18 protein-coding genes are annotated in these 20,479 nt (G+C 71.5%); 10 read left to right on the top strand and 8 right to left on the bottom strand.

Annotated elements, in window-relative coordinates:
• Positions 1 to 51: 51 nt before the first annotated feature.
• The 3 genes from ABZ860_RS35190 to ABZ860_RS35180 all read right to left on the bottom strand — a co-directional run bounded on the left by ABZ860_RS35190 (position 52) and on the right by ABZ860_RS35180 (position 3,298).
• Positions 52 to 1,371 carry an amidohydrolase family protein gene (locus tag ABZ860_RS35190; RefSeq protein ID WP_357228825.1) on the bottom strand — a complete coding sequence of 440 codons (1,320 nt, stop codon included), beginning with the start codon at positions 1,369 to 1,371 and terminating at the stop codon, positions 52 to 54.
• A gap of 116 nt (positions 1,372 to 1,487) precedes the next feature.
• Positions 1,488 to 3,080 (bottom strand): monocarboxylate uptake permease MctP, encoded by a 1,593-nt coding sequence (mctP, locus tag ABZ860_RS35185; protein ID WP_357228822.1) that lies wholly within the window; start codon positions 3,078 to 3,080, stop codon positions 1,488 to 1,490.
• Positions 3,077 to 3,298 (bottom strand): DUF3311 domain-containing protein, encoded by a 222-nt coding sequence (locus ABZ860_RS35180; RefSeq protein ID WP_357228819.1) that lies wholly within the window; start codon positions 3,296 to 3,298, stop codon positions 3,077 to 3,079. The genes mctP and ABZ860_RS35180 overlap by 4 nt, the downstream gene beginning before the upstream one ends.
• A gap of 255 nt (positions 3,299 to 3,553) precedes the next feature.
• Here ABZ860_RS35180 and ABZ860_RS35175 point away from each other — a divergent pair, with 255 nt between their 5' ends.
• Positions 3,554 to 4,081, top strand: coding sequence for a DUF1697 domain-containing protein (locus tag ABZ860_RS35175; RefSeq protein WP_357228817.1), 528 nt, complete (start codon positions 3,554 to 3,556; stop codon positions 4,079 to 4,081).
• 429 nt (positions 4,082 to 4,510) lie between these two features.
• Here ABZ860_RS35175 and ABZ860_RS35170 read toward each other — a convergent pair whose 3' ends face one another.
• Together ABZ860_RS35170 and ABZ860_RS35165 are read right to left on the bottom strand one after the other, a co-directional pair.
• Entirely contained in the window at positions 4,511 to 6,109 is a 1,599-nt protein-coding gene (locus ABZ860_RS35170; RefSeq protein ID WP_357228814.1) for an MFS transporter, read from the bottom strand.
• 122 nt (positions 6,110 to 6,231) lie between these two features.
• On the bottom strand, positions 6,232 to 7,239 hold the full coding sequence (locus ABZ860_RS35165) for an NAD(P)/FAD-dependent oxidoreductase (protein WP_357228812.1): 1,008 nt from the start codon (positions 7,237 to 7,239) through the stop codon (positions 6,232 to 6,234).
• Between the two features lie 92 nt (positions 7,240 to 7,331).
• On the opposite strand from ABZ860_RS35165, the gene ABZ860_RS35160 reads away from it, so the two are divergent.
• The 4 genes from ABZ860_RS35160 (at position 7,332) to ABZ860_RS35145 (ending at position 11,331) form a co-directional block, all read left to right on the top strand.
• Positions 7,332 to 7,937 carry an XRE family transcriptional regulator gene (locus ABZ860_RS35160; RefSeq protein WP_357228809.1) on the top strand — a complete coding sequence of 202 codons (606 nt, stop codon included), beginning with the start codon at positions 7,332 to 7,334 and terminating at the stop codon, positions 7,935 to 7,937.
• Between the two features lie 134 nt (positions 7,938 to 8,071).
• Complete coding sequence (locus tag ABZ860_RS35155) at positions 8,072 to 8,944, top strand: class I SAM-dependent methyltransferase (protein WP_357228806.1); 873 nt, start codon at positions 8,072 to 8,074, stop codon at positions 8,942 to 8,944.
• A 540-nt stretch (positions 8,945 to 9,484) separates the two neighbouring features.
• On the top strand, positions 9,485 to 9,673 hold the full coding sequence (locus tag ABZ860_RS35150; RefSeq protein WP_357228804.1) for a hypothetical protein: 189 nt from the start codon (positions 9,485 to 9,487) through the stop codon (positions 9,671 to 9,673).
• A 29-nt stretch (positions 9,674 to 9,702) separates the two neighbouring features.
• Positions 9,703 to 11,331, top strand: a complete 1,629-nt coding sequence (locus ABZ860_RS35145; RefSeq protein WP_357228801.1) for an ABC-F family ATP-binding cassette domain-containing protein — start codon at positions 9,703 to 9,705, stop codon at positions 11,329 to 11,331.
• Positions 11,332 to 11,450: 119 nt separating this feature from the next.
• On the opposite strand, the gene ABZ860_RS35140 is transcribed toward ABZ860_RS35145, so the two are convergent.
• Genes ABZ860_RS35140 through ABZ860_RS35130 form a run of 3 tightly spaced genes read right to left on the bottom strand, consistent with a single transcriptional unit; the run spans position 11,451 to position 13,953 of the window.
• The gene (locus ABZ860_RS35140) at positions 11,451 to 11,672 is read right to left on the bottom strand and encodes a cupin domain-containing protein (RefSeq protein WP_357228798.1); all 222 of its coding nucleotides are present in this window, start codon (positions 11,670 to 11,672) and stop codon (positions 11,451 to 11,453) included.
• 60 nt (positions 11,673 to 11,732) lie between these two features.
• Positions 11,733 to 12,245, bottom strand: a complete 513-nt coding sequence (locus ABZ860_RS35135) for an NUDIX domain-containing protein (protein ID WP_357228795.1) — start codon at positions 12,243 to 12,245, stop codon at positions 11,733 to 11,735.
• Positions 12,246 to 12,291: 46 nt separating this feature from the next.
• The gene (locus tag ABZ860_RS35130) at positions 12,292 to 13,953 is read right to left on the bottom strand and encodes a CocE/NonD family hydrolase (protein WP_357228793.1); all 1,662 of its coding nucleotides are present in this window, start codon (positions 13,951 to 13,953) and stop codon (positions 12,292 to 12,294) included.
• A 283-nt stretch (positions 13,954 to 14,236) separates the two neighbouring features.
• On the opposite strand from ABZ860_RS35130, the gene ABZ860_RS35125 reads away from it, so the two are divergent.
• The 5 genes from ABZ860_RS35125 (at position 14,237) to thyX (ending at position 20,331) form a co-directional block, all read left to right on the top strand.
• Entirely contained in the window at positions 14,237 to 16,372 is a 2,136-nt protein-coding gene (locus ABZ860_RS35125) for an anthranilate synthase component I (RefSeq protein WP_357228790.1), read from the top strand.
• 58 nt (positions 16,373 to 16,430) lie between these two features.
• Positions 16,431 to 17,672, top strand: coding sequence for an amidohydrolase family protein (locus ABZ860_RS35120; RefSeq protein WP_357228787.1), 1,242 nt, complete (start codon positions 16,431 to 16,433; stop codon positions 17,670 to 17,672).
• An 80-nt stretch (positions 17,673 to 17,752) separates the two neighbouring features.
• The gene (locus tag ABZ860_RS35115) at positions 17,753 to 18,643 is read left to right on the top strand and encodes an ATP-binding cassette domain-containing protein (RefSeq protein ID WP_357228784.1); all 891 of its coding nucleotides are present in this window, start codon (positions 17,753 to 17,755) and stop codon (positions 18,641 to 18,643) included.
• On the top strand, positions 18,640 to 19,419 hold the full coding sequence (locus ABZ860_RS35110; RefSeq protein ID WP_357228783.1) for an ABC transporter permease: 780 nt from the start codon (positions 18,640 to 18,642) through the stop codon (positions 19,417 to 19,419). The genes ABZ860_RS35115 and ABZ860_RS35110 overlap by 4 nt, the downstream gene beginning before the upstream one ends.
• 129 nt (positions 19,420 to 19,548) lie before the next feature.
• Positions 19,549 to 20,331 carry an FAD-dependent thymidylate synthase gene (thyX, locus tag ABZ860_RS35105; RefSeq protein WP_357228780.1) on the top strand — a complete coding sequence of 261 codons (783 nt, stop codon included), beginning with the start codon at positions 19,549 to 19,551 and terminating at the stop codon, positions 20,329 to 20,331.
• The last annotated feature ends 148 nt before the right edge of the window (positions 20,332 to 20,479 follow it).

Here is a 20,479-nt window from a genome sequence, read left to right as displayed (position 1 = left end):
CGCGCTGTCAGGCGCAGAGCACCGCGCTGTCAGGCGCAGAGCACCGCATTCTCAGGCGCAGAGCACCGCGGGCACGGCGTCGCGGAGGTGGGCGAGGCTCTCCGCCGCGGCGTCCATGGCCCGCCCGACCGGCCCGGTGAGCACGCCGTCGCGCTTGACGACCACGCCGTCGCAGACGACCGTGCGGACCAGCCCGGGGTGGCCGGCGAGGACGACGGCGGCGCGCGGGTCGAGCATCGGCGCCATGGCGGGGGTGCCGGCCTCGACCACGATCAGGTCGGCCCGCTTGCCGGGCGTGAGGCTGCCGGTGACGGCGGACAGCCCCGCCACCGCGGCGCCGTCGGCGGTGACCATCCGCAGCAGATCGGCGGCGGTCAGCGGCGCCGGGTCCTGCGTGAACCTGTGGTGCGCCAGGGCCGCCCGCATCTGCGTGAACATGTCTCCGGAGGTGGCGACCTCGGTGTCGGTGCTGAGGCCGGTGACGAGGCCCGCCCGCAGGAGCCGGCCCGTCGCGGGGGTGCCGAGCCCTGGCATGGTCATCTCGATGAACGGGGAGACGCTCGCGGTCGCGCCCGCGTCGGCGGCGGCCTTCAGTTCGTCGTCGCCGGTCGCGCTCGCGTGCACCAGCGTGATCGTCTCGTCGAGCAGGCCCTCGTCGTGAAGCCATCCGACGCTGCCCGCCTTGTCGGCGGAGCCGACGTGCATGGTGGCCCGCAGGCCGAGCTCACGCGCGAGCAGCAGGTCGCGCCGGGCGGCGGCCGGGGCCGACATCTCGGGGCCGCGCGCCGCCAGGGCCATCGTCACGCGGGCGGTGTCGTCGCGGAGCACGTCCCTGACCCGGCGGACGTCGGCGGGAAGCTCCGCGTCGCTGTGGTCGCCCACCCAGGCGAGCGGGTCGACCTGGGGCCAGCCGTAGGCGAAGACCCCCCGGATCCCGCTGTCGCGCAGCCCGGCCACGGCGGCGTCGCTGTGGCCCGGCGTGTTCTGGATGTGGGACCAGTCGACGAGCGTGGTGATCCCGGACTCAAGTGCGCCGAGCGCGCCGAGCAGGGTGCCGGCGTAGACGTCCTCGGGCCGGAAGTTCGGCCCGAGCTGGAGAAACGCGGCCCCGAGGTAGTCCATCAGGCTCCAGTCCAGCCCGATGTGGCGCAGCGCGGACTGCCAGGTGTGGCGGTGGGTGTCGACCAGGCCCGGCATCACCACGCAGCCGGAGGCGTCCACGACGTCCGCCCCCGGCGCCGCCTCGGCGGCGGGGCCGACCGACACGATCACGCCGTCGCGGACGACGACGTCGGCGGGTCCGTCCGGCACCGCCGGGTCCATGCCGATCACGTGGCCGCCGGTGACGATCAGGTCGTTGCTGAGAGGCATCCTTCGCTCCTTCGTCGTTCGAGGTGATGCCTCTTTGTCCCACCGCATGCTTGTGGCCGGCTCCATGCGGCGCGCGCCGCCGCGTCAAGCCGGCCACAAGTCCGTACGGAGCCCGATCAGGCGCTGGGCGCCGCGGTCTCCAGTTCGTGGACGCGCGGGTCGCCCTGGTCGGCGAAGTAGTCCTCCGACCGGGTGCCGTCCGGTCCGTCGGCGCTCTTGAGCGCGCGGGCCACGAAGGTCCCGAGCACGGCGACGATCAGGTTGACGATCAGCGCGAGGAACCCGGCGTACAGCGTGATCTTGGTGTCGAACCCGAGCTGCGACAGCGGGAAGGCCGAGCCGCCGAAGTGGGCGTGGTTGGTGGCCGGGTTGGCGATGTTGTACAGCAGCAGCATCCCGGCCGCCATGCCGGCGGCCCAGCCCGCGATCAGGCCGCCCCGGTGGAACCACCGGGTGTAGAGGCCGAGGCCCACCGACGGGAGCGTCTGCAGGATGATCACGCCGCCGATGAGCTGCAGGTCGATCGAGAACTGCGGTTCGATGAGCAGGATGCACAGCACCGCGCCGATCTTCACGACCAGCGACGCGATCTTGCTGACCGTGGCCTCCTGGGCGGCGGTGGCGTTCCGGTTGATGTACTCCTTGTAGACGTTGCGGGAGAACAGGTTGGCGGCGGCGATCGACATGATCGCGGCGGGCACGAGCGCGCCGATGCCGACGGCGGCGAAGGCGACCCCGGCGAACCAGTCGGGGAACACGTTGTCGAACAGCTGCGGAACGATCGTGTTGTTGTCCTTGCCGATCGGCTTGACCCCCGCCGCGATCGCCATGTAGCCGAGCAGGGCGATCAGGCCGAGCAGCAGGCTGTAGGCCGGCAGGGCCGACATGTTCCGCTTGATGACGTTGCGGTTGCGCGAGGCCAGGATGCCGGTGACGCTGTGCGGGTAGAGGAACAGCGCCAGCGCCGAGCCGAACGCGAGCGTGACGTACTGGAGCTGGTTGTTGGCGTTCAGCGTGTAGCCGTCGCCCGGGTTCGGGGTCGCGTCGAACTTGGCCTTGGCGGCGTCGAAGATCGACGTCCAGCCGCCGAGCTTGGCCGGGATGTAGATGATCGCGACCAGGATCACCAGGTAGATCAGCGAGTCCTTGACGAACGCGATCAACGCGGGGGCGCGCAGCCCGGACTGGTAGGTGTAGGCCGCGAGGATCGCGAACGCGATGATCAGCGGCAGGTCGCCCGTCAGCCCCATCGTCTTCAGCACCGCCTCGATGCCGACGAGCTGCAGCGCGATGTACGGCATGGTCGCCACGATGCCGGTGATGGCCACCAGCAGCGCCAGCGTGGGGGAGCCGAAGCGCACGCGGACGAAGTCGGCCGGCGTGACGAGGTTGTGCACGTGCGAGACCGACCACAGCCGGACCAGCACGAGCATCACCATCGGGTAGACGACCACCGTGTACGGCACGGCGTAGAAGCCCATGGCGCCCGCACCGAAGATCAGGGCGGGCACGGCCACGAACGTGTAGGCCGTGTAGAGGTCGCCGCCGATCAGGAACCAGGTGATCCAGCTGCCGAAGCTGCGCCCGCCGAGACCCCACTCGTCCAGCGTGGCGAGGTCGCCGGGGCGGCGCCAGCGGGCGGCGAGGAAGCCCATGCCGCTGACCACCAGGAACAGGAGCGTGAAGATGACGATCTCGGTGGTCTTCACCGGCTCCTCCTCGTCGCGCGGTAGACGAGGGTGGTGGAGGTCACACCGAGGATGATGAAGGCGAGTTGCAGCCAGTAGAACATCGGGATGCCGAACAGCCGCGGTTCGTCGGCGTTGAACAGGGGTGGGATCAGCGGGACCACGATCGGTATCAGGAGCAGCCAGTTCAGCGGGCTCCGGTCGGGGTTTCGACCGCCGTCGGCGCGGGGGGACGTCACACGTTCTCCAATCGGACACGGACCAGGCGCGCCCGGCAGATCCGCGTGACGGGCCGTCGCGCGGACCAGCGGGACGGTTGCTCGGCGGCAGCGTAAGGACCCACAGGTCACAGCGAGATCACCGATCGCCGAACGGTCGTGTTGGCGCGCCCAGCGACGATCGGCGGCCGACATGGCGGCAATGCATGCAGGCCGGATACCTGACGCTTTCTGACAGGAACGGCCGGTAGTGTCCCGCCGGAAGGAGGCGATGCGATGCGGTACGTGGCGCTGCTGCGCGGCATCAACGTCAACCCCGCCACCACGCTGGCGATGGCCGACCTCAGGGCACTGCTGGAACGACTCGGGTACGGGAACGCGCGCACGCACCTGCGCAGCGGGAACGCCCTGTTCACCGCCGACGGGGACGCCGAGCCGATCGCCGCCGCGATCGAGCGCGGGCTCCGAGAGGAGTGCGGCCTGTCCGTCGCGGTGATCGTCCGTACGGCTGAGCAGCTTCGGGGGGTGGTGGAGCGCAACCCCCTGGAGGTCCGGGACCCCGCTCGGTTCGCCGTGGTCTTCCTGTCCCGGCCGCCGGACCGGGAGGGGCTGACGAGCATCGATCCGGCGGCGTACGCCCCGGAGGAGATGCGGATAGGCGAGCGGGAGCTGTACGTCTACTTCCCCGACGGGCTGCGGCGTCCCAAGCTGCCGCCTCTCCTGGAGGCGCACTCGACCGGCCCGGCCACCATGCGCAACTGGAACACCGTCACCCGCCTGCTCTCGCTCGCCGAGGACCTCTAGACGAGTAGTTCCGATGTGGTCGGTGGTCGAGTAGCGACTCGCCTTTTCGGCGCTTCTTCCGCTTGAAGGACGGGCGGAGTAACTCGGCGCCCCGTAAGGCGAGATCGGTCTCGAACTCCTTCGAGGCGACGCCCTTGTCCGCGATGACGAGCAGACCAGGCCGATCTTCGGCCAGGGATGGTTCGCGGTCCAGCATCGCGGCCGGCACCTCCCGCTCGTCGATCTTTGGGTAGGCCGGCGCCCATGTGATCGGCATCCCGATCGGCGTGCACACCAGGAACCGCCGCAGGCCCCAGAAGAACCGCGAATGCGAGGCGCAACACCTCCGAGCTGGTGTGTCTGCGACGTGCGCTGCTGAGCTGGGGCGTCAGGCATCGCGGTATCGCGATGCCTGACGCCTGACCGATGATCCGCCCAGTTGTCACGCGGTCACCGGACGGCGACGGTCTCCGTGGTCTCCGCCTCGTCCGCGATGGCGAGGTCTGAGCCCTTCGGCCCGCGAAGCGCGACGTAGACGAGCAGCACGCCCATGACGGCGACGCCTGCCCACATGGCCTGCTGCCAGCCGTCGACGAAGGACTGCTGCGCGGTGTGGATCAGGTCCTGAGCATGGCTGCCAGTGCTCGGGGCCACCCCGACGGCGTTGGCGATTCCTTCGCGTGCGGTGTCCGCGGCCCCCTGGGGGATGCCGCCAAGCTTGTCGTCGATGGCGCTGCGGTAGCCGTTGGCCAGGAGTGCGCCGAGCATCGCGACGCCCAGGGCGGTGCCGAATTCGCGGTTGACGTCGTTGAGGGCCGAGGCGACGCCCTGCTTGGCGCGGGGCAGGGAGCTGGTGATGGCCTCGGTGGAGGGCGTCATCGACAGGCCCATGCCGATGCCCATGGCGAGCATGCCGGCGAGGATGGACAGGTAGCCGCCGTCGACGGAGACGAACAGCGCCATCAACGCCAGGCCGAGGGCGGACAGGGCGATGCCCAAGGTCATGGTGGAGCGGGCGCCGATCTTGGCGGCCACCTTGGGGGCCAGGCCGGACATCATCATCATCATGATGGCCATGGGCATCATCGCCACGGTGGACAGCAGGCCCGACCAGCCCAGCACGGCCTGGAAGAACGGGAAGAGCACAACGGCGATACCGGCCTGGACACCGAAGACGACGAGCAGCGTGATGGAGCCGCCGGCCAGGCCGCGCTCACGGAAGAGGCGTACGTCCAGCAAGGATGCGTCGCGGCGGTGCAGTTCCCAGGCCACGAAGGCGATGGCGGCGACGACGCCGACGGCCAGGCTGATCAGGGAGACGGGGTCGGTCCAGCCGCGCTCGGGGCCTTCCTGCAGGACGAAGATGAGTCCGATCACGGCGATCGTGGACACCAATGCGCCGATGGTGTCGAAGGAATAGGTGGAGCGTTCGCGGGAGTCGGGCACCGACTTCAGGGTCATCGCCAGCGCGACGGCGACCAGTACCACGGGCAGCACGAACAGCCACCGCCAGTCCGCGACGTCCACGAGGAACGCGGAGAGGAACATGCCCAGGATGCCGCCGCCTCCGGCGACGCCGGTCCATACACCGATCGCCTTGCCCCGTTCCTCCTCGGGGAACGTGGAGGTGATGACGGCCAGCGTGACGGGCATGATCATCGCAGCGCTGACGCCAGCGGCCACGCGGGCGCCGATCATCACTGCGGCCGACGGGGCGAGCCCGGCGACGACGCTGGCCGCACCGAAGATGATCAGCCCGGTGATCAGCATGGGCTTGCGGCCCAATCGGTCACCGATCGCACCGAGAGGCAGCAGCAGGGCGGCCAGGGCAAGGGTGTAAACATTGATGATCCACAGGACAGTGGTCTGTGAGGCACCCCACTCGACGGCCATGTGGGTCTGGGCGACGTTCAGGCCGGATACCGACGCGATGACGGCCATCAGCGCGATCGACACGGCGATCAGGATCGCGCGCAGCTGACGCGCGTCCGGCGTACCTCCGCCACCTACTGGCGCGGCCGCCGCACGGGGAGGCTGGTTGCTACTCATGATTTCCTTTCAAAACGGGCATGCAGAATCAGCGCCGGGACAGGGCCGGTCGCCGAAGAGGGGGGAACAGGGGGCTCGTCGCGCGGACCGCCGGCTGTGGTCCGCGCGGATCAGGCCGAGGGTCAGGCGGGGGTGTTCGCGGCCCGGGCGGCGGCGAGGGCCGTGTCGGTGTCGGCGGTGGCCAGCAGAGCGTTGATGTGGGATCCGGCCAGGGCGCCGGCCGCGGCGGACGCACCGACCTGCGCGGTCAGGTCGGTCGCGTTGCCCGCCACCCACACCCCGGGGACGTCGGTGATGCCGGCCATCGCGGAGGCGAAGCGGCGGCCCATGTTGTCGGACAGGTCCTCCATCGGCAGCTTCAGCCCGTCCAGGCCCTCGGTGCGGGCCTGCAACCGCGTGGCCACCGCGATCACACGCCGGGCGACGAAGGTGCCGTCCACCAGGCGCAGACCGGCCAGGGCGCCGTCCCTCCTGACGACTTCCTGTACTTCGGTCTCGACGATGCGGATGTGGCGGGCGGCGAACCGGGCGCGCGTGTCCTCGTCCAGGTCGGCGCCATTGGCGAAGTACACGAGGTCGTCGGTCAGCTGACGGAACAGCAGTGCGTGGTGGAGGGAAGCGGAGCTGGTGGCGAGGATGCCGATGGGCTCGTCGCGCACTTCCCATCCGTGGCAGTGGGGGCAGTGCACGACGCTGCGGCCCCAGTGCTCGGCCAGGCCTGGCACCTCGGGCAGTACGTCGCGCAGGCCGGTGGCCACCAGGAGGCGGCGCGCGGTCACGCTGCGGCCGTCGGCGAGGGTGACGGTGAACCGCAGATCACCCTCGACCGGTTCGGCGGGCTCGGCGGAGGCGACTTCACCGAAGACGATCTGCCCGCCGTATTCGCGAACCTGCCGACGTCCGCGCTCGAGGATCTCGGGCGGCGGGGTACCGTCCAGGACGATGAAGCCGTGCATCGCTGCGGCAGGCGCGTTGCGCGGGGTGCCGCTGTCGATCACGATGACCGACCGGCGCGAGCGTGCGAGCATCAGCGCGCCGTTCAGGCCCGCGGGACCGCCGCCGATCACTACCACGTCCACGGTCTCGGCGGGCAGGGTGTCGCTCTCGTAGCGGGAAGTCTGGGCAGACATGTCGCGCCCTTTCGTCGTACCTGGCCCCCGGGGCTGGACCATCTGTATTCGACATTAAGCCCGCCTTGCAGGCAGGGCATACCATGTTGCCTATGACGCAAGAAGATGGAGCGCTGGACAGCCTCGTACGCAAACGGATCCGCGCACTGCGCGTCGCACAGGGCTGGTCCCTGGAAGAACTGGCCACCCGCGCCCACCTCAGTCAGTCCTCGCTGAGCCGGATCGAGAACGGACAGCGCCGCCTCGCCCTGGACCAGCTCGTCACCCTCGCCCGCGCCCTGGACACCACCCTCGACCAGCTCGTGGAGAACGCCGCCGACGACGTCGTCATCAGCCCGATGATCGACGGCGCCCACGGCCTGATGCGCTGGCCCATCAAGGGCGACCCCGGCATGAGCGTCGTGCGTCAGCGCATGACCGAACCTCCGCCCGACAATCCCGCCCGCATGCGCGCCCACCCCGGCCGCGAATGGCTCGTCGTGCTCTCCGGCACCGCGATCCTCATGCTCGGCCACCGCCGGTTCCGCATCGAGACCAACCAGGCCGCCGAGTTCCCCACCATGATGCCGCACGCGATCGGGGCCGAGGGCGGCCCGTGCGAGATCATGGGCATCTTCGACCGCGACGCCCGCCGCGGCCACCGACGCGACACAGGCGAGACCGGCGAGTGCGACGGTGCGCAGGGCCCCTGCGAGTAGCACCCTCGCGAGTACCGGAGTTCCGCCGCCACAGCGAGGGACGGTCTTGCGCGGCGGGCAGCACATCACGCCATCTGTTTGCGTATCTCGCAAGGATTGGTGCGGTAGGCGCATGGAGTGCTTACGGTGATGTCATGACCCCAGCGCACGAGCACACTCCCCACCACGGCGGCTCGCACGGCCACCACCAGGAGCACGACGACAGCGGTCAGGCGGAGATCCTCGACCTGGACGCCGAGGTCCTCGCCGAACACATCGCATCCATCACCGCCTGGCTGCCGCTGAAGGCCGAGCCGCGCCAGATCGTGGACCTGGGCTGCGGCACCGGCGCGGGCACCTTCGCGCTCCTCGAACGCTTCCCCGAGGTACACGTCACCGCGGTCGACGCCTCGGCCGGCCACCTGCAGCGCCTGCGTGAGAAGGCATGCGCCCGCGGCGTATCGGACCGGGTGCGCACCGTGCTGGCCGACCTCGACACCAGCCACTGGCCCGACCTCGGCACACCGGACCTGGTGTGGGCCTCCGCGTCGATGCACCACATGGCCCACCCCGACCGCGCACTGCGTAGCGTCCACGAACTTCTCGCGCCGGGCGGGCTGTTCGCCGTCGTCGAACTGGACGGCTTCCCCCGCTTCCTGCCCGCCGACGCCCCTGAAGGCCGACCGGGACTCGAGGAGCGCGCCCACAGAGCGACCGACAGCTTCCACGCTGAACACGTCCCGCACCGCGGCGCCGACTGGGGGCCGATGCTGGCCGCCGCCGGATTCACCGTCGAGGACGAGCGCTCCATCACCGTCGACATCGAGGGCAACCGCAGCAAGGCCATCGGCCGCTACGCCTACCGCAGCCTGCAACGCATCCGCACCGCCGCCGCACCCGCGCTCAGCCCTGAGGACCTCGCCGCCCTCGACGAACTTCTGGACGTCGACAGCCCGCACAGCATCCTGCATCGCGACGACCTCGGCGTACACACCGAGCGCACCGTCTGGGCCGCCCGCCGCACCTGACCCCTGGGCTGCCCGGCTGCCTGCCGGGCGGCAACAGCACCCGACTACTTGCCTCATACGCAACCCCTTGCCACGCACCGCCGTGGGCGTCGTCGGGCTGCAGAAGCCGAGGACTTTAGGGAGTCGTCTGCTCCGGCAGCCGCGAAGCGGCCCGCAGGGCTCCGGCGCGCGCGGCGGCCAGCGTGATGTGTACCGCCAGGTCGGCGGTCGTCTCGTCGACCGGATCGGCGGTGATGAGCAGGCGCAGGCCAGCGCTTCGCGCGCTTCGACCTGGGGAACCTCGACGCCGAGCGCGGCTACCGCACGGCGTTCGCCTACGTGCAGTCCAAGCGGGCCAACCTCTACTTCGCGATGGAACTGCAGCGCCGGGCAGAAGCTGCGCAACATGGCCGTCGCCCCCGGACTCACCCGTACGAACGTGCTCACCGGCGGCGCCAACAGCGGCAGGGGACGGCTGTACGCGACGGTCACGCGACTGCTGGTGCACCTGGCCTTCCGTCCCCCCCGGAAGGGGCGAAGACGTCCCTGTACGCGGCGACCGTGCCGGACCTGCCCGGCGGCAGCGACATCGTTCCCGACGGCGTGCTGCAGCTGCGTGGTGAGCCGGCTCCCCGTACTCGCGAGCGCGCCATCCGTGACACCGCCACAGCCACCCGCCTCTGGCGGCTGTCCGAACGGCTGACCGGCGTCACCTACCCACTGTCCGCCGCCACGGCGACGCCGGGATAGGCGTGGGACCCAGTAGGGTCGGTGTCCTGATGAGCGCCACTCTTGTCGCGAAGGAACTCGCCGCCGGGCACGGCGACCGTGTCCTGTTCGCGGATCTCGATCTGGTCGTCGCCCCCGGGGACGTCGTGGGCCTGGTGGGGGTCAACGGCGCGGGCAAGTCGACGCTGCTGCGCCTGCTGGCCGGCCTCGACGCCCCCGAGCACGGCAGCGTGCGGCTCAGCCCGCCCGCCGCCAACGTCGGCCATCTGCCGCAGGAGCCCGAACGGCGGCCCGGTGAGAGCGTCGCCGCCTTCCTCGCCCGCCGGACCGGGGTCGCCGCCGCACAGCGGGCCCTCGACGCGGCCACCGAGGCGCTCGTGAGCGGCGATCCCGGCGACGCGTACGCCGAGGCTCTCGATCGCTGGCTCGCCCTCGGCGGCGCCGACCTGGAGGAGCGGACCGCTGAGGTGGTCGCCGATCTCGGGCTCACGGTCGGCCTGGAGCAGGAGATGACCTCCCTGTCCGGCGGCCAGGCGGCCCGGGTGGGGCTGGCCTCGCTGCTGCTCAGCCGCTACGACGTGTTCCTGCTCGACGAGCCCACCAACGACCTCGACCTCGACGGCCTGGACCGGCTCGAACGCTTCGTGACGGGGCTGCGCGCCGGGACCGTGGTCGTCAGTCACGACCGCGAGTTCCTCGCCCGCACGGTGAACAGGGTGGTCGAACTCGACCTGGCCCAGCGGCAGGTCCGCGCGTACGGCGGCGGTTACGACGCCTACCTGGAGGAGCGCGAGGTCGCCCGCAGGCACGCGCGCGAGCAGTACGAGGAGTACGCCGACACCAGGGCGTCCTTGGAAGCCCGCGCCCGGGCCCAGCGCGCCTGGATGGAGAAGGGCGTGAAGAACGCGCGCCGCAAGGCCACCGACGGCGACAAGATCGGGCGGAAGTTCCGTACCGAGGCGACGGAGAAGCAGGCGGCCAAGGCCCGGCAGACCGAGCGGATGATCGAGCGGCTGGAGGTCGTCGAGGAGCCGCGCAAGGAGTGGGAACTGCGGATGGAGATCGCCGCCGCACCCCGCTCCGGGGCCGTGGTCGCGACGCTGCGCGGCGCGCTCGCGCGACGCGGCGCCTTCACGCTCGGGCCCGTCGACCTGCAGATCGACTGGGCGGACCGGGTCGCGATCACCGGCGCGAACGGCTCGGGCAAGAGCACCCTGCTCGGCGTGCTGCTCGGCCGGATGCCCCTCGACGAGGGGACGGCGGCGCTCGGTTCCGGTGTGGTCGTCGGCGAGGTCGACCAGGCCCGCGCCCTGTTCGAAGGCGACGAGCCCCTGCTCGACGCGTTCGGCGCGCTCGTCGACCTGCCGCCCGCCGACGTCCGCACGGTGCTCGCCAAGTTCGGCCTGCGCGCCGACCACGTGCTCCGCCCGGCGGCCACGCTCTCGCCGGGTGAGCGCACGAGAGCGGCCCTCGCCCTCCTGCAGGCCCGAGGGGTCAACCTGCTCGTCCTGGACGAGCCCACCAACCATCTCGACATTCCGGCGATCGAACAGCTGGAGTCCGCGCTCGACTCGTACACGGGGACCCTGTTGCTCGTCACCCACGACCGGCGCATGCTGAAGGCCGTTCACACCACCCGCCGCGTCGTCGTCGAGGCCGGCCGCGTCCACGAAGCCTGAAAGCTCCGCAGCTCTCCGTCCGCCGTCGCCACGCAATCCGCGAGGTCTCCCCGCCGGACCCGAGATGACCTGCAAGAGAGTCGGAGGAGCTCCGGCGCGACGGCCGTCCTGCGTGCGCCTCAGTGATCCCGGCCGTGCTGGGCCGTCACGAGGACCAGCCGGGTGGGTTGATCGGAGGGATAGCTCCAGCGGTGGGCCTGCGTGCCCTTGTACCAGATCGCATCGCCCTCGTTCAGTCGCACGGCCCGCCAGGCGCGGAACTCGATGCGCAAGGCGCCGCCGACGAAGACCACGTCTTCGCCCGGATGCTCGAACCAGTCTCCCGCCGGATTGTTCGACATGGCAAGACATCGAACGATGGGCCGACGCGACCGGCCGCGGGACCCGGCCGTCGGCCCATGTCACCGAGTCCGGGCCGCTGCGGTGGGATTCCCTTCGAAGAAGCGGGCCACGACCTGCGTGTGCAGCGGGAACGCCAGCTCCTGAGGGCCGTCGATCACCAGCCACTCGCTGGTCTCGGCGGTGCGCGCGACCGGCGGGAGGGCGTCCGCGGTCGTCCGCGGCCCGAGGCCGAAGATCAGCACGGTGCCGTCGGGCGCGCTGACCGCGTCGAACAGCCGCACGCCGGCCGCGTCGGCGACGACGCCCGTCTCCTCGCGGAGCTCCCTCACGGCGGCCTGCTGCCAGGACTCGCCGATGTCGACGAAGCCGCCGGGAAGGGCGAGCAGGCCGCGGTGCGGCTCGACGTCCCGGCGCACCACGAGAAGGCCGTCGTCCACCGGAAGCACCATGACCGCGACCGGCAGGGGGTTGAGATAGCCGGTGTTGCCGCACTCCTGACAGGTCCTCGGCCAGGGCAGGCCGGGCGGGTAGGCCGCTCCGCAGAAGGAGCAGTGGGAGTTCTTGATCGCCACGATCGCGAGGGTAGCAACGCCCGCCGGTGAACGGTCGCGGGCCGGCTCAGGGCAGCGCGGGGAGGATCACGGCCGAGGGATGGCGGGGGTCGTGCAGGATCTCCTGGTCGGAGGCGACCATCGGGGTGCCCGCCGTCAGCGGCGCGCCGGTGCCCGGATTGCGTGCGATGCGCGGATAGGCCCCGCTCGCCACCTGCACCCGGATGCGGTGGCCGCGGCGGAACCGGTGGCCCATCGGCCACAGGTCGATCTCCACCCGGCGCACGCCGTCCTCGTCGCCGCGGTCGGCGGGGGTCAAGCGGCGCACGCCCTCGCAGACGTTCATCGACGTGCCGTCGGGATGCACGTCGCAGACCCGTACGACGAAGTCGGTGTGCTCCCTGCCGGTGCGGACGAACAGCTCGGCGCTCACCGGGCCGATCATGTCGGTGTCCCGGTCGAGCGCGTCCGAGGTGTAGACGAGCACGTCACGCCGGGCCTCCAGGCGCCGGTTGTCCCTCGGCTCGGAGTTGCCGATCAGCACCGGGCCGCCGACCACCGGAGTGGGATGCGCGGGGTCGTAGCGGTAGCGGTCCGGCTCGCCGCCCGCCGGGTTGTCCCGCGACAGGGCGAACCCCGGCTGCAGGTGCCAGCGCTCGCGCCGCATGCCCGGCGGCGGCCAGTCGGATTCGTCCCGCCATTCGCCGGCGCCGGTGACGTACAGCCGGACGGGGGAGGGGCGCAGCCCCGACGGGTCGCCGAGCAGGTGGGCGCGGAACCAGGCCAGGGCGTCGGCGTTGGCGGCCCGGCCGTGGCGGATGTCGGCGTGATACCACGGCCCGATGGTCAGGTAGGGCCGCCGCCCGGCCGCCCGAAGCGCCGCGTAGTCCTTGAGCTGCCAGGGCAGGAACACGTCGTACCAGCCGCCGGTCATCGTGATCTCGGCGCCGACCTGCCCCACCGACGTGGAGAAGTCCACCTTGTCCCAGTACGTGCAGAGGGTCTCGCCGTGGTGGGCCAGCAGTTCGCGGAAGAACGGCAGCGGCCTGCCCGCCGACAGCAGGTCGAGCTCGGGCAGCGGGCGGCCCGACAGCACGGCCCGCCGTGTGCGCCGGGGCGCGGTGATCGCGGCGACGCCGCCCAGCCTGCCCTCCAGATGCGCGGTGAGTGTCGTCCAGATCAGCGTCGACTCCAGCGCGAACGACCCTCCGACGTACGCCGCGTCCCGGAAGCACGAGGCGGTCACCTGGACGGCCATCGCCCGCAGGTCGGGGGTCTCCGCGGCGATCGCCCACTGCGTGTAGCCGAGGTAGGAGGGTCCGTGCATGGCGAAGCTGCCGCCGTACCACGCCTGCGCCCGCATCCACTCGACCGTCGCCAGGCCGTCCTCCTGCTCGTGGACCAGGGGATCGAGCCGTCCGCCGGAGCCGAAGCCGCCCCGGCAGCTCTGCAGCAGCACCTGGAACCCGTGCCGGGCGAAGGTCCAGCCGTACATCCAGCCGACCACCCCGCCCCTGCCGTACGGCGTGCGGATCAGGATCGTCGGCGGCCGGTCGGCGCCGACCGGCGCGTAGTGATCGGCCAGGAGGGTCACGCCGTCCGGCATCGGCACGGGCACGTCGCGGCGGACCCGGACCCGGTGGCCCTGCGGCCCGCTCGGACCTCCGCTCGCACCTCTCCGACCGCCCGGCTCTCCCGGGCGGCGGCGGTGCACCGGCACGCGGACCATGGCCCCTCCTTCCCCGGCCTCGGGCCGACGGCCCCGCGCCGAGAGTGAGGTTTCCCGAGCAGTAACAGAATATCTATCCGCTATTCGCCGTTCCAGTCGTGCCGCGTTGCATGATCGCGGTTCCCGCCGCTACCCTTGACGCATGCGAACTCATGCACCCTCCCAGTGGTGGCGCCGCTGACAGGCGGCGTTTTCGCATTCGCGTCGAATAGACCGGCCGCCCCGTGAGTGGCGGCCTTCTGTATGTCCGCCCCGGGGGCATACGAAAAAAGGGGCGTGGACAGTGGAGATCAGCGGATATACCACGGCCGGCGGCATCGCGGTCGAGCGCCGGGTGCGTGAGGTGCCCGAGGAGGCGCTGGAGGAGATCGTCACGTCGCTGGGGGAGCGGCGCGGCGGGGCCTTCTCGTCCGGCATGGACTACCCGGGCCGTTACAGCAGGTGGGCGTTCGGCTACGTCGATCCCTGCCTGGAGATCGTGGCGCGGGGGCGGCGCATCTCCGCCCGCGCGCTCAACGAGCGCGGCCAGGTCGTGCTGCCCGTCGTCGCCTCCTGCCTGCTGGCGGCCGGCAAGCCGGTGGCCGAGCCGGGCCACGGCTACGTCGAGGTGCACGTCCCCGAGTCCGAGGACCTGCTGCCCGAGGAGATGCGCAGCCGCAGGCCCACCGTCTTCACCGCCATCCGCGAGATCATCGCGGCCTTCCGCTCCGACGACCCGCACCTCGGCCTGTACGGCGCCTTCGGCTACGACCTGGCCTTCCAGTTCGAGCCCATCCGCTACCGCCTGACCCGCCCCGGCGACCAGCGCGACCTGGTGCTGCACCTGCCCGACCGGCTCGTCGTGATCGACCGGGTCCGCGAGACCAGCGTGGAGCACTGCTACGAGTTCACGGTGGACGGCGTCTCCACCAGCGGGCTGGAGCGCGCCGGCGAGACGATCCCCCTGGTCGCGCCCCGCGAGATCCCGCCGAACCCGGTCCGGGGGACCTACGCCGAGGTCGTCGCCAAGGCCAAGGAGAAGTTCCAGCGCGGCGACCTGTTCGAGGTCGTCCCCGGTCAGGTCTTCCACGGCGCCTGCGCCGACCCGTCCGCCTTCTACCGCTCGCTGCGCACCGAGAACCCCGCGCCGTACGAGTTCCTGCTCAACCTCGGCGACGGCGAGCACCTGGTCGGCGCCTCGCCCGAGATGTACGTCCGGGTGACCGGCGAGCGCGTCGAGACCTGCCCGATCTCCGGCACCATCGCCCGCGGGGCCAACCCCGTCGAGGACGCCGAGGCGATCCGCACGCTCCTGTCCAGCGTGAAGGAGGAGTCGGAGCTGACCATGTGCACGGACGTGGACCGCAACGACAAGTCGCGGATCTGCGTGCCCGGCAGCGTCCGGGTGATCGGCCGCCGCCAGATCGAGATGTACTCCCGGCTGATCCACACCGTCGACCACATCGAGGGCCGTCTGCGGCCCGAGTTCGACGCCCTCGACGCGTTCCTCACCCACATGTGGGCCGTCACCGTCACCGGCGCCCCCAAGACGTGGGCCATGCAGTTCATCGAGGACCACGAGGAGACCACCCGGCGCTGGTATGGCGGCGCGGTCGGCTTCATCGGCTTCGACGGCTCGATGAACACCGGCCTGACCCTGCGCACCGCGCAGATCCGGCAGGGCGTCGCCACCGTGCGCGCCGGGGCCACGCTGCTGTACGACTCCGACCCCGAGGCCGAGGAGCGGGAGACCGAGCTCAAGGCCAGCGCCCTCCTCGGCGCGCTCGCCGCCTCCGCCCGCCCACGGGAGGAGGCGCGGACCGAGCCCCGGGCCGACCTGCCGGGCGAGGGCCACCGCGTGCTGCTCGTGGACCACGAGGACTCCTTCGTCAACACCCTCGCCGACTACTTCCGGCAGCAGGGCGCGTCGGTGGTCACGCTGCGGCACGGGTTCCCGCTGGAGAAGCTGGACGAGATCGCGCCCACGCTCGTCGTGCTGTCGCCCGGCCCGGGCTGGCCGTCCGACTTCGGCTGCTCGGCGCTGATCGAGGCGCTGTACGGCCGCGGGCTCCCGGTGTTCGGGGTGTGCCTGGGCCTGCAGGCCATGGTCGAGCAGGCGGGCGGCACGCTCGAACTGCTGCCCTACCCCGAGCACGGCAAGCGCGGCAAGGTCCGCCGCGAGGGCGACAGCGCCCTGCTCGACGGGCTGCCCGGCGAGTTCGTCGCGGCCCGTTACCACTCCGTACACGCCAAGGAGCCGGGGGTCAAGGGCTTCCGGGTCACCGCCTACACGCCGGACGGCGCGGCCATGGCGATCGAGGACGCGGAGAACCTGCGCTTCGGCGTACAGTTCCACCCCGAGTCGATCCTGACCACGCAGGGCGGCGCCGGGGCGCGGATCATCGCCAACGTCCTGCGGCTTTGCGCACGTCATGGCTGAGTAAAGGGGCCGTCTAGGGCGGCGCCGGCGCGGCGGGGGAGCCGTAGAGTCCACTGCCGTGCCGGAGCCGAGATCCCACGACATGCTGCCCGTATCCCTTCCCGACGCCGTGCGGGCCGCCCTGCTCGCGCCCATGGTCGACCAGCACTGCTGCGGCGTGCGCCGCGACGACACCACCAGATCGGGGTTCGAGCAGCTCATCGGCGAGGGCGGCACGCCCGCGCCGCCCGGCACCACGCACTTCGACACCCCGGCCGGCGCGGCGATCCGCCGCTGGTGCGCGCCGGTCCTGGGCCTGGAGCCGCACGCCTCGGCCACCGTCTACCTGTCGCGCCGCGCCGAACTCGGCGCGGCCGAGGTCAACCGGCGGCTGCTGCGCGGCGCCGAGGTGTCGGCCTTCCTGGTCGACACCGGGCTCGACGTCCCCGCGCTGCTGTCGCCCGCCGAGATGGGACGCCTCGGCTCGGCCGCCGCCGACGAGATCGTCCGGCTGGAGCAGGTCGAGCAGGACGTCGCCGAGGCCGGGCTGCCCGCCGCCGACTACGCCGGGACGCTGCGGGACGAGCTCGCGGCCCGCGCGGCCCGCGCCGCCGCGCTCAAGTCGGTCGCGGCGCACCGCTGCGGCCTCGGCTTCGACCCCTCGCGGCCCTCGCGCGGCAGCGTGATCGCGGCGGCCGGCCGCAGGCTCGCCGACCCGAAGGCTCGCCTGGACGACCCCGTCCTCGTACGGCACCTGCTCTGGGCGGCGGTCGACGTCGCGCGGGAGCGAGGCCTGCCGCTGCAGTTCCACTGTGGTCTGTCCGGTTGGGGCCTGTCGGGCTGGGGCCTGTCCGCTTGGGGCCTGCCCGGCGGAGGGCTGTCCGGCGGTGGCCTGTCCGGCATCGGGGCCGGCCACCTGGCCGATCCGGCACTGCTGACCGGGTTCGTCCGCGCCCTCGCCCCGCTCGGGGTGCCGGTCGTCCTGCTGCACTGTTACCCCTACCACCGCCAGGCGGCCTACCTGGCGGCCGTCTTCCCGCACGTGTACGTGGACGCCGGGCCCGCCGTCGCCCACACCGCCGCCGGCTCCGCCCACGTCCTGCGCGAGCTGCTCGAACTCGCGCCGTTCCACAAACAGATGTACGGCTCCGGCGGCCACGGCGCCGCCGAGATGTGTTTCCTGGCCGCGCTCGGCCACCGCCGCGGCCTGGCCCGCGTGCTCGCCGACCGGATCGCCGAGGGCGAGTGGAGCCCGGCCGACGCGGCCCGGATCGCTCACATGATCGGCTCAGGCAACGCGCGTCGCGTTTATCGCCTCTGAAATCCTGGAATTGTCCGAGCCGAAACCATCCTCCTTTATGAGGATGATTTTCGATTTTTTGCGCGAAATAATCGCGTCCGATGGCTGCCATTGAGATTCGCAATCTGGTGAAGTCGTTCGGGCCGGTGAAGGCCGTGGACGGCGTCTCGTTCAGCGTGGAGGCCGGATCCGTCACCGGATATCTCGGCCCCAACGGAGCCGGCAAGACGACCACGCTCCGCTGCCTGCTCGGCCTCGTCACGCCCGATTCGGGCGAGGCGCTGGTGAACGGCGAGCGCTACGTCACGCTCCCGAAGCCGGCGGCCGAGGTCGGCGCCGTGCTCGAGGCCACGAGCTTCCATCCCGGCCGCACCGCCCGCAACCACCTGCGCATCCTGTGCACCGCGGCCGGGCTGCCCGACGCCCGCGCGGACGAGGCGCTGGAGCAGGTCGGTCTCGCGGACGCCGCCGGCAAGCGCGTGGGCGGCTTCTCCCTGGGCATGCGGCAGCGGCTCGCGCTCGCCTCCGCCCTGCTCGGACGCCCCCGGGTGTACATCCTCGACGAACCGGCCAACGGCCTCGACCCGTCGGGCATCGAGTGGCTGCGCGGATTCCTGCGCCACCTCGCCCACGACCAGGGCGCGGCGGTGCTCGTCTCCAGCCACGTCCTGGCCGAGGTCGAGCAGACCGTCGACGACGTGGTGATCATCGCAAGGGGCCGCCTGGTCCGCCAGGGCAGCCTGGCCGAGCTCACCAGCGACGGGGCGGACACCATCCGGGTGCGTGCCGCGCAGGCCGCCGACCTCGCCCCCGCGCTCGAAGCGGCGGGCGGGGTGGTCGAACGCGTCGAGGACGGCCTGCTGCGCGTGCGCGGGCTGGACCCGGAGGCCGTCGGCCGCGTCGCCCTGGACCGGCGCATCGTGCTCACCGAGGTGGCGCAGGAGCGATCCGGGCTGCACAAGGTCTTCCTCGATCTGACGGAGGGGCGATGAGCGGGCTCGTCAGGGCGGAGCTGCGCAAACTGTTCACCACGAGGCTGTGGTGGATCATGCTGCTCGTCATGCTGGTGCTGGTCGGGGTGGGCCTCGGCTTCCTCATCGGGTTCGCCGGGGTGGAGCAGAACGGCGGCGCGCTGCCCGCGCGGGACACCGCGGACTGGGCCGAGATCGCGTGGTCGAGCGGGTCCAGCGGCGGGATCTTCCTGATGATCCTCGGCGTCGTCATGATGACCTCCGAATATCGCTACCAGACGATCACCGGCACCTTTCTCGCCACCCCCCGGCGGGGCCTGGTGATCGTCGCCAAGCTGGTGGCAGGGCTGATGGTGGGCGCGTTGTTCGCGCTGGCCGTGCTGGTCTTCCAGGCGGTCACGGTGATCCCGGCCGTGACGCTCTCCGGAGGCGAGTTCTCGCTGTCCGCCTCGCGCGTCCCGCAGATCAGCCTCGGCATCCTGGTGACGCTGTCGCTGTACGCGGTGTTCGGCATCGGGTTGGGGGCGCTCGTCCGCAACCAGATCGCCGGGATCGTCGCCGCGGTCGTCTGGGCGTACGTGATCGAGAACATCTTCACGGGCATCCCGGCCCTGCACTCGGTGGGGAAGTGGCTGCCGGGCGGGGCCGCGCAGGCGCTGATGAGCATCGACGTGGACACGGGACTGGGCAGGCCGGAATGGCTGCCCGCCTGGGCGGGCGCCGCCGTCCTGGTCGCTTACGGCGTGCTGTTCGCCGCCGTCGCCACCGCCACCACGGTCCGCCGCGACATCACCTGACGGCTGATATCGGAGGACGACCCCCGTACCGCCGTAAGGGCCCCCGGGCGGGGGCCAGGTCGCGATCGTGGGCCCGAGCTGGTTTGCTTGGACGGTCACCCATCGGCAACCACTTCACGGGGAATGTGAATGCGCAGCGTCGAGCCCGAGGTCTTCCTCGTCGCCAAACCGTCTGTCGACTACGACGAGCTGGCCCGCTACCTCCACGAGATCGGCGGGGAGAGCTGGCTTGAGCGGCTGGAGCGGGGCGAGTTCGACGCCCAGAACCTCGCCGAGTTCGCCGGGCGGCTGTGCTACCGGTCGTTCGAGCCGGGCCTGAACCCGAACGTCACGAGAGTGCGAACCGACCAGGAGGCGTACCTGCGCAACATCCTGGCGAGCGCGCACGGCAGCGTGCTGGAGCACCTCAGCTTCAGCTTCGTGCTGCACAACGTCTCGCGTGTGCTCACCCACGAGCTGGTGCGGCACCGGCCCGGGGTGGCGATCTCGCAGGAGTCGCTGCGGTTCGTCCGGCTGAGCGACATCCCGTTCTGGTTCCCCGAGTGGGCACGCGAGGACGCCGAGCTGATGAAGCGGGCGACCGAGATGCTCGACCGGATGGAGGAGTTCCAGAACTGGATGGCGGCCCACTTCGGGCTGGACGAGGACGGCGTGCCGTTCGCGGAGAAGAAGCACCGCACCTCGTTCATGCGCCGCTTCGCGCCCGAGGGCGTCGGGACCGGCCTGGTCTGGACGGCCAACGTGCGCACCCTGCGGCACACGATCGAGGCCCGTACGGCCGCGGGAGCCGAGGAGGAGATCCGCCTCGTCTTCAACCGCATCGGGGAGATCATGCGAGAGGAGGCCCCGGCCCTGTTCGGCGACTACGTCGTCGACGACGGCGCCTGGGTTCCGGGCTACCGCAAGGTCTGAGCCGCCGAAGAGCGCCAAGGGCCGACCCCGCCGAGGTCCTGAGCCGCGGCCCCGCGGCCGCCCGACCTCGAAGGGCTCGCGCCGCGGTTGCGGCGGCTGCGCGAGGAGGGCGTCCGGGCGGTCGCGGTGGTCTGCCTGCACAGCCACC

It is taken from the genome of Microbispora sp. NPDC046973 (assembly GCF_040644495.1).
Lineage (GTDB): Bacteria > Actinomycetota > Actinomycetes > Streptosporangiales > Streptosporangiaceae > Microbispora.
Note: the sequence above shows the minus strand (reverse complement) of the source record. Positions and strands in the feature narration are given on the sequence as shown.

Coding starts and splice junctions, on each gene's coding strand:
- ABZ860_RS35190 (WP_357228825.1), bottom strand. CDS start 1,371: ATGCCTCTCAGCAACGACCTGATCGTCACCGGCGGCCACGTGATCGGC.
- ABZ860_RS35175 (WP_357228817.1), top strand. CDS start 3,554: ATGCGGTACGTGGCGCTGCTGCGCGGCATCAACGTCAACCCCGCCACC.
- ABZ860_RS35170 (WP_357228814.1), bottom strand. CDS start 6,109: ATGAGTAGCAACCAGCCTCCCCGTGCGGCGGCCGCGCCAGTAGGTGGC.
- ABZ860_RS35165 (WP_357228812.1), bottom strand. CDS start 7,239: ATGTCTGCCCAGACTTCCCGCTACGAGAGCGACACCCTGCCCGCCGAG.
- ABZ860_RS35160 (WP_357228809.1), top strand. CDS start 7,332: ATGACGCAAGAAGATGGAGCGCTGGACAGCCTCGTACGCAAACGGATC.
- ABZ860_RS35155 (WP_357228806.1), top strand. CDS start 8,072: ATGACCCCAGCGCACGAGCACACTCCCCACCACGGCGGCTCGCACGGC.
- ABZ860_RS35145 (WP_357228801.1), top strand. CDS start 9,703: ATGAGCGCCACTCTTGTCGCGAAGGAACTCGCCGCCGGGCACGGCGAC.
- ABZ860_RS35140 (WP_357228798.1), bottom strand. CDS start 11,672: ATGTCGAACAATCCGGCGGGAGACTGGTTCGAGCATCCGGGCGAAGAC.
- ABZ860_RS35130 (WP_357228793.1), bottom strand. CDS start 13,953: ATGGTCCGCGTGCCGGTGCACCGCCGCCGCCCGGGAGAGCCGGGCGGT.
- ABZ860_RS35115 (WP_357228784.1), top strand. CDS start 17,753: ATGGCTGCCATTGAGATTCGCAATCTGGTGAAGTCGTTCGGGCCGGTG.
- ABZ860_RS35110 (WP_357228783.1), top strand. CDS start 18,640: ATGAGCGGGCTCGTCAGGGCGGAGCTGCGCAAACTGTTCACCACGAGG.
- thyX (WP_357228780.1), top strand. CDS start 19,549: ATGCGCAGCGTCGAGCCCGAGGTCTTCCTCGTCGCCAAACCGTCTGTC.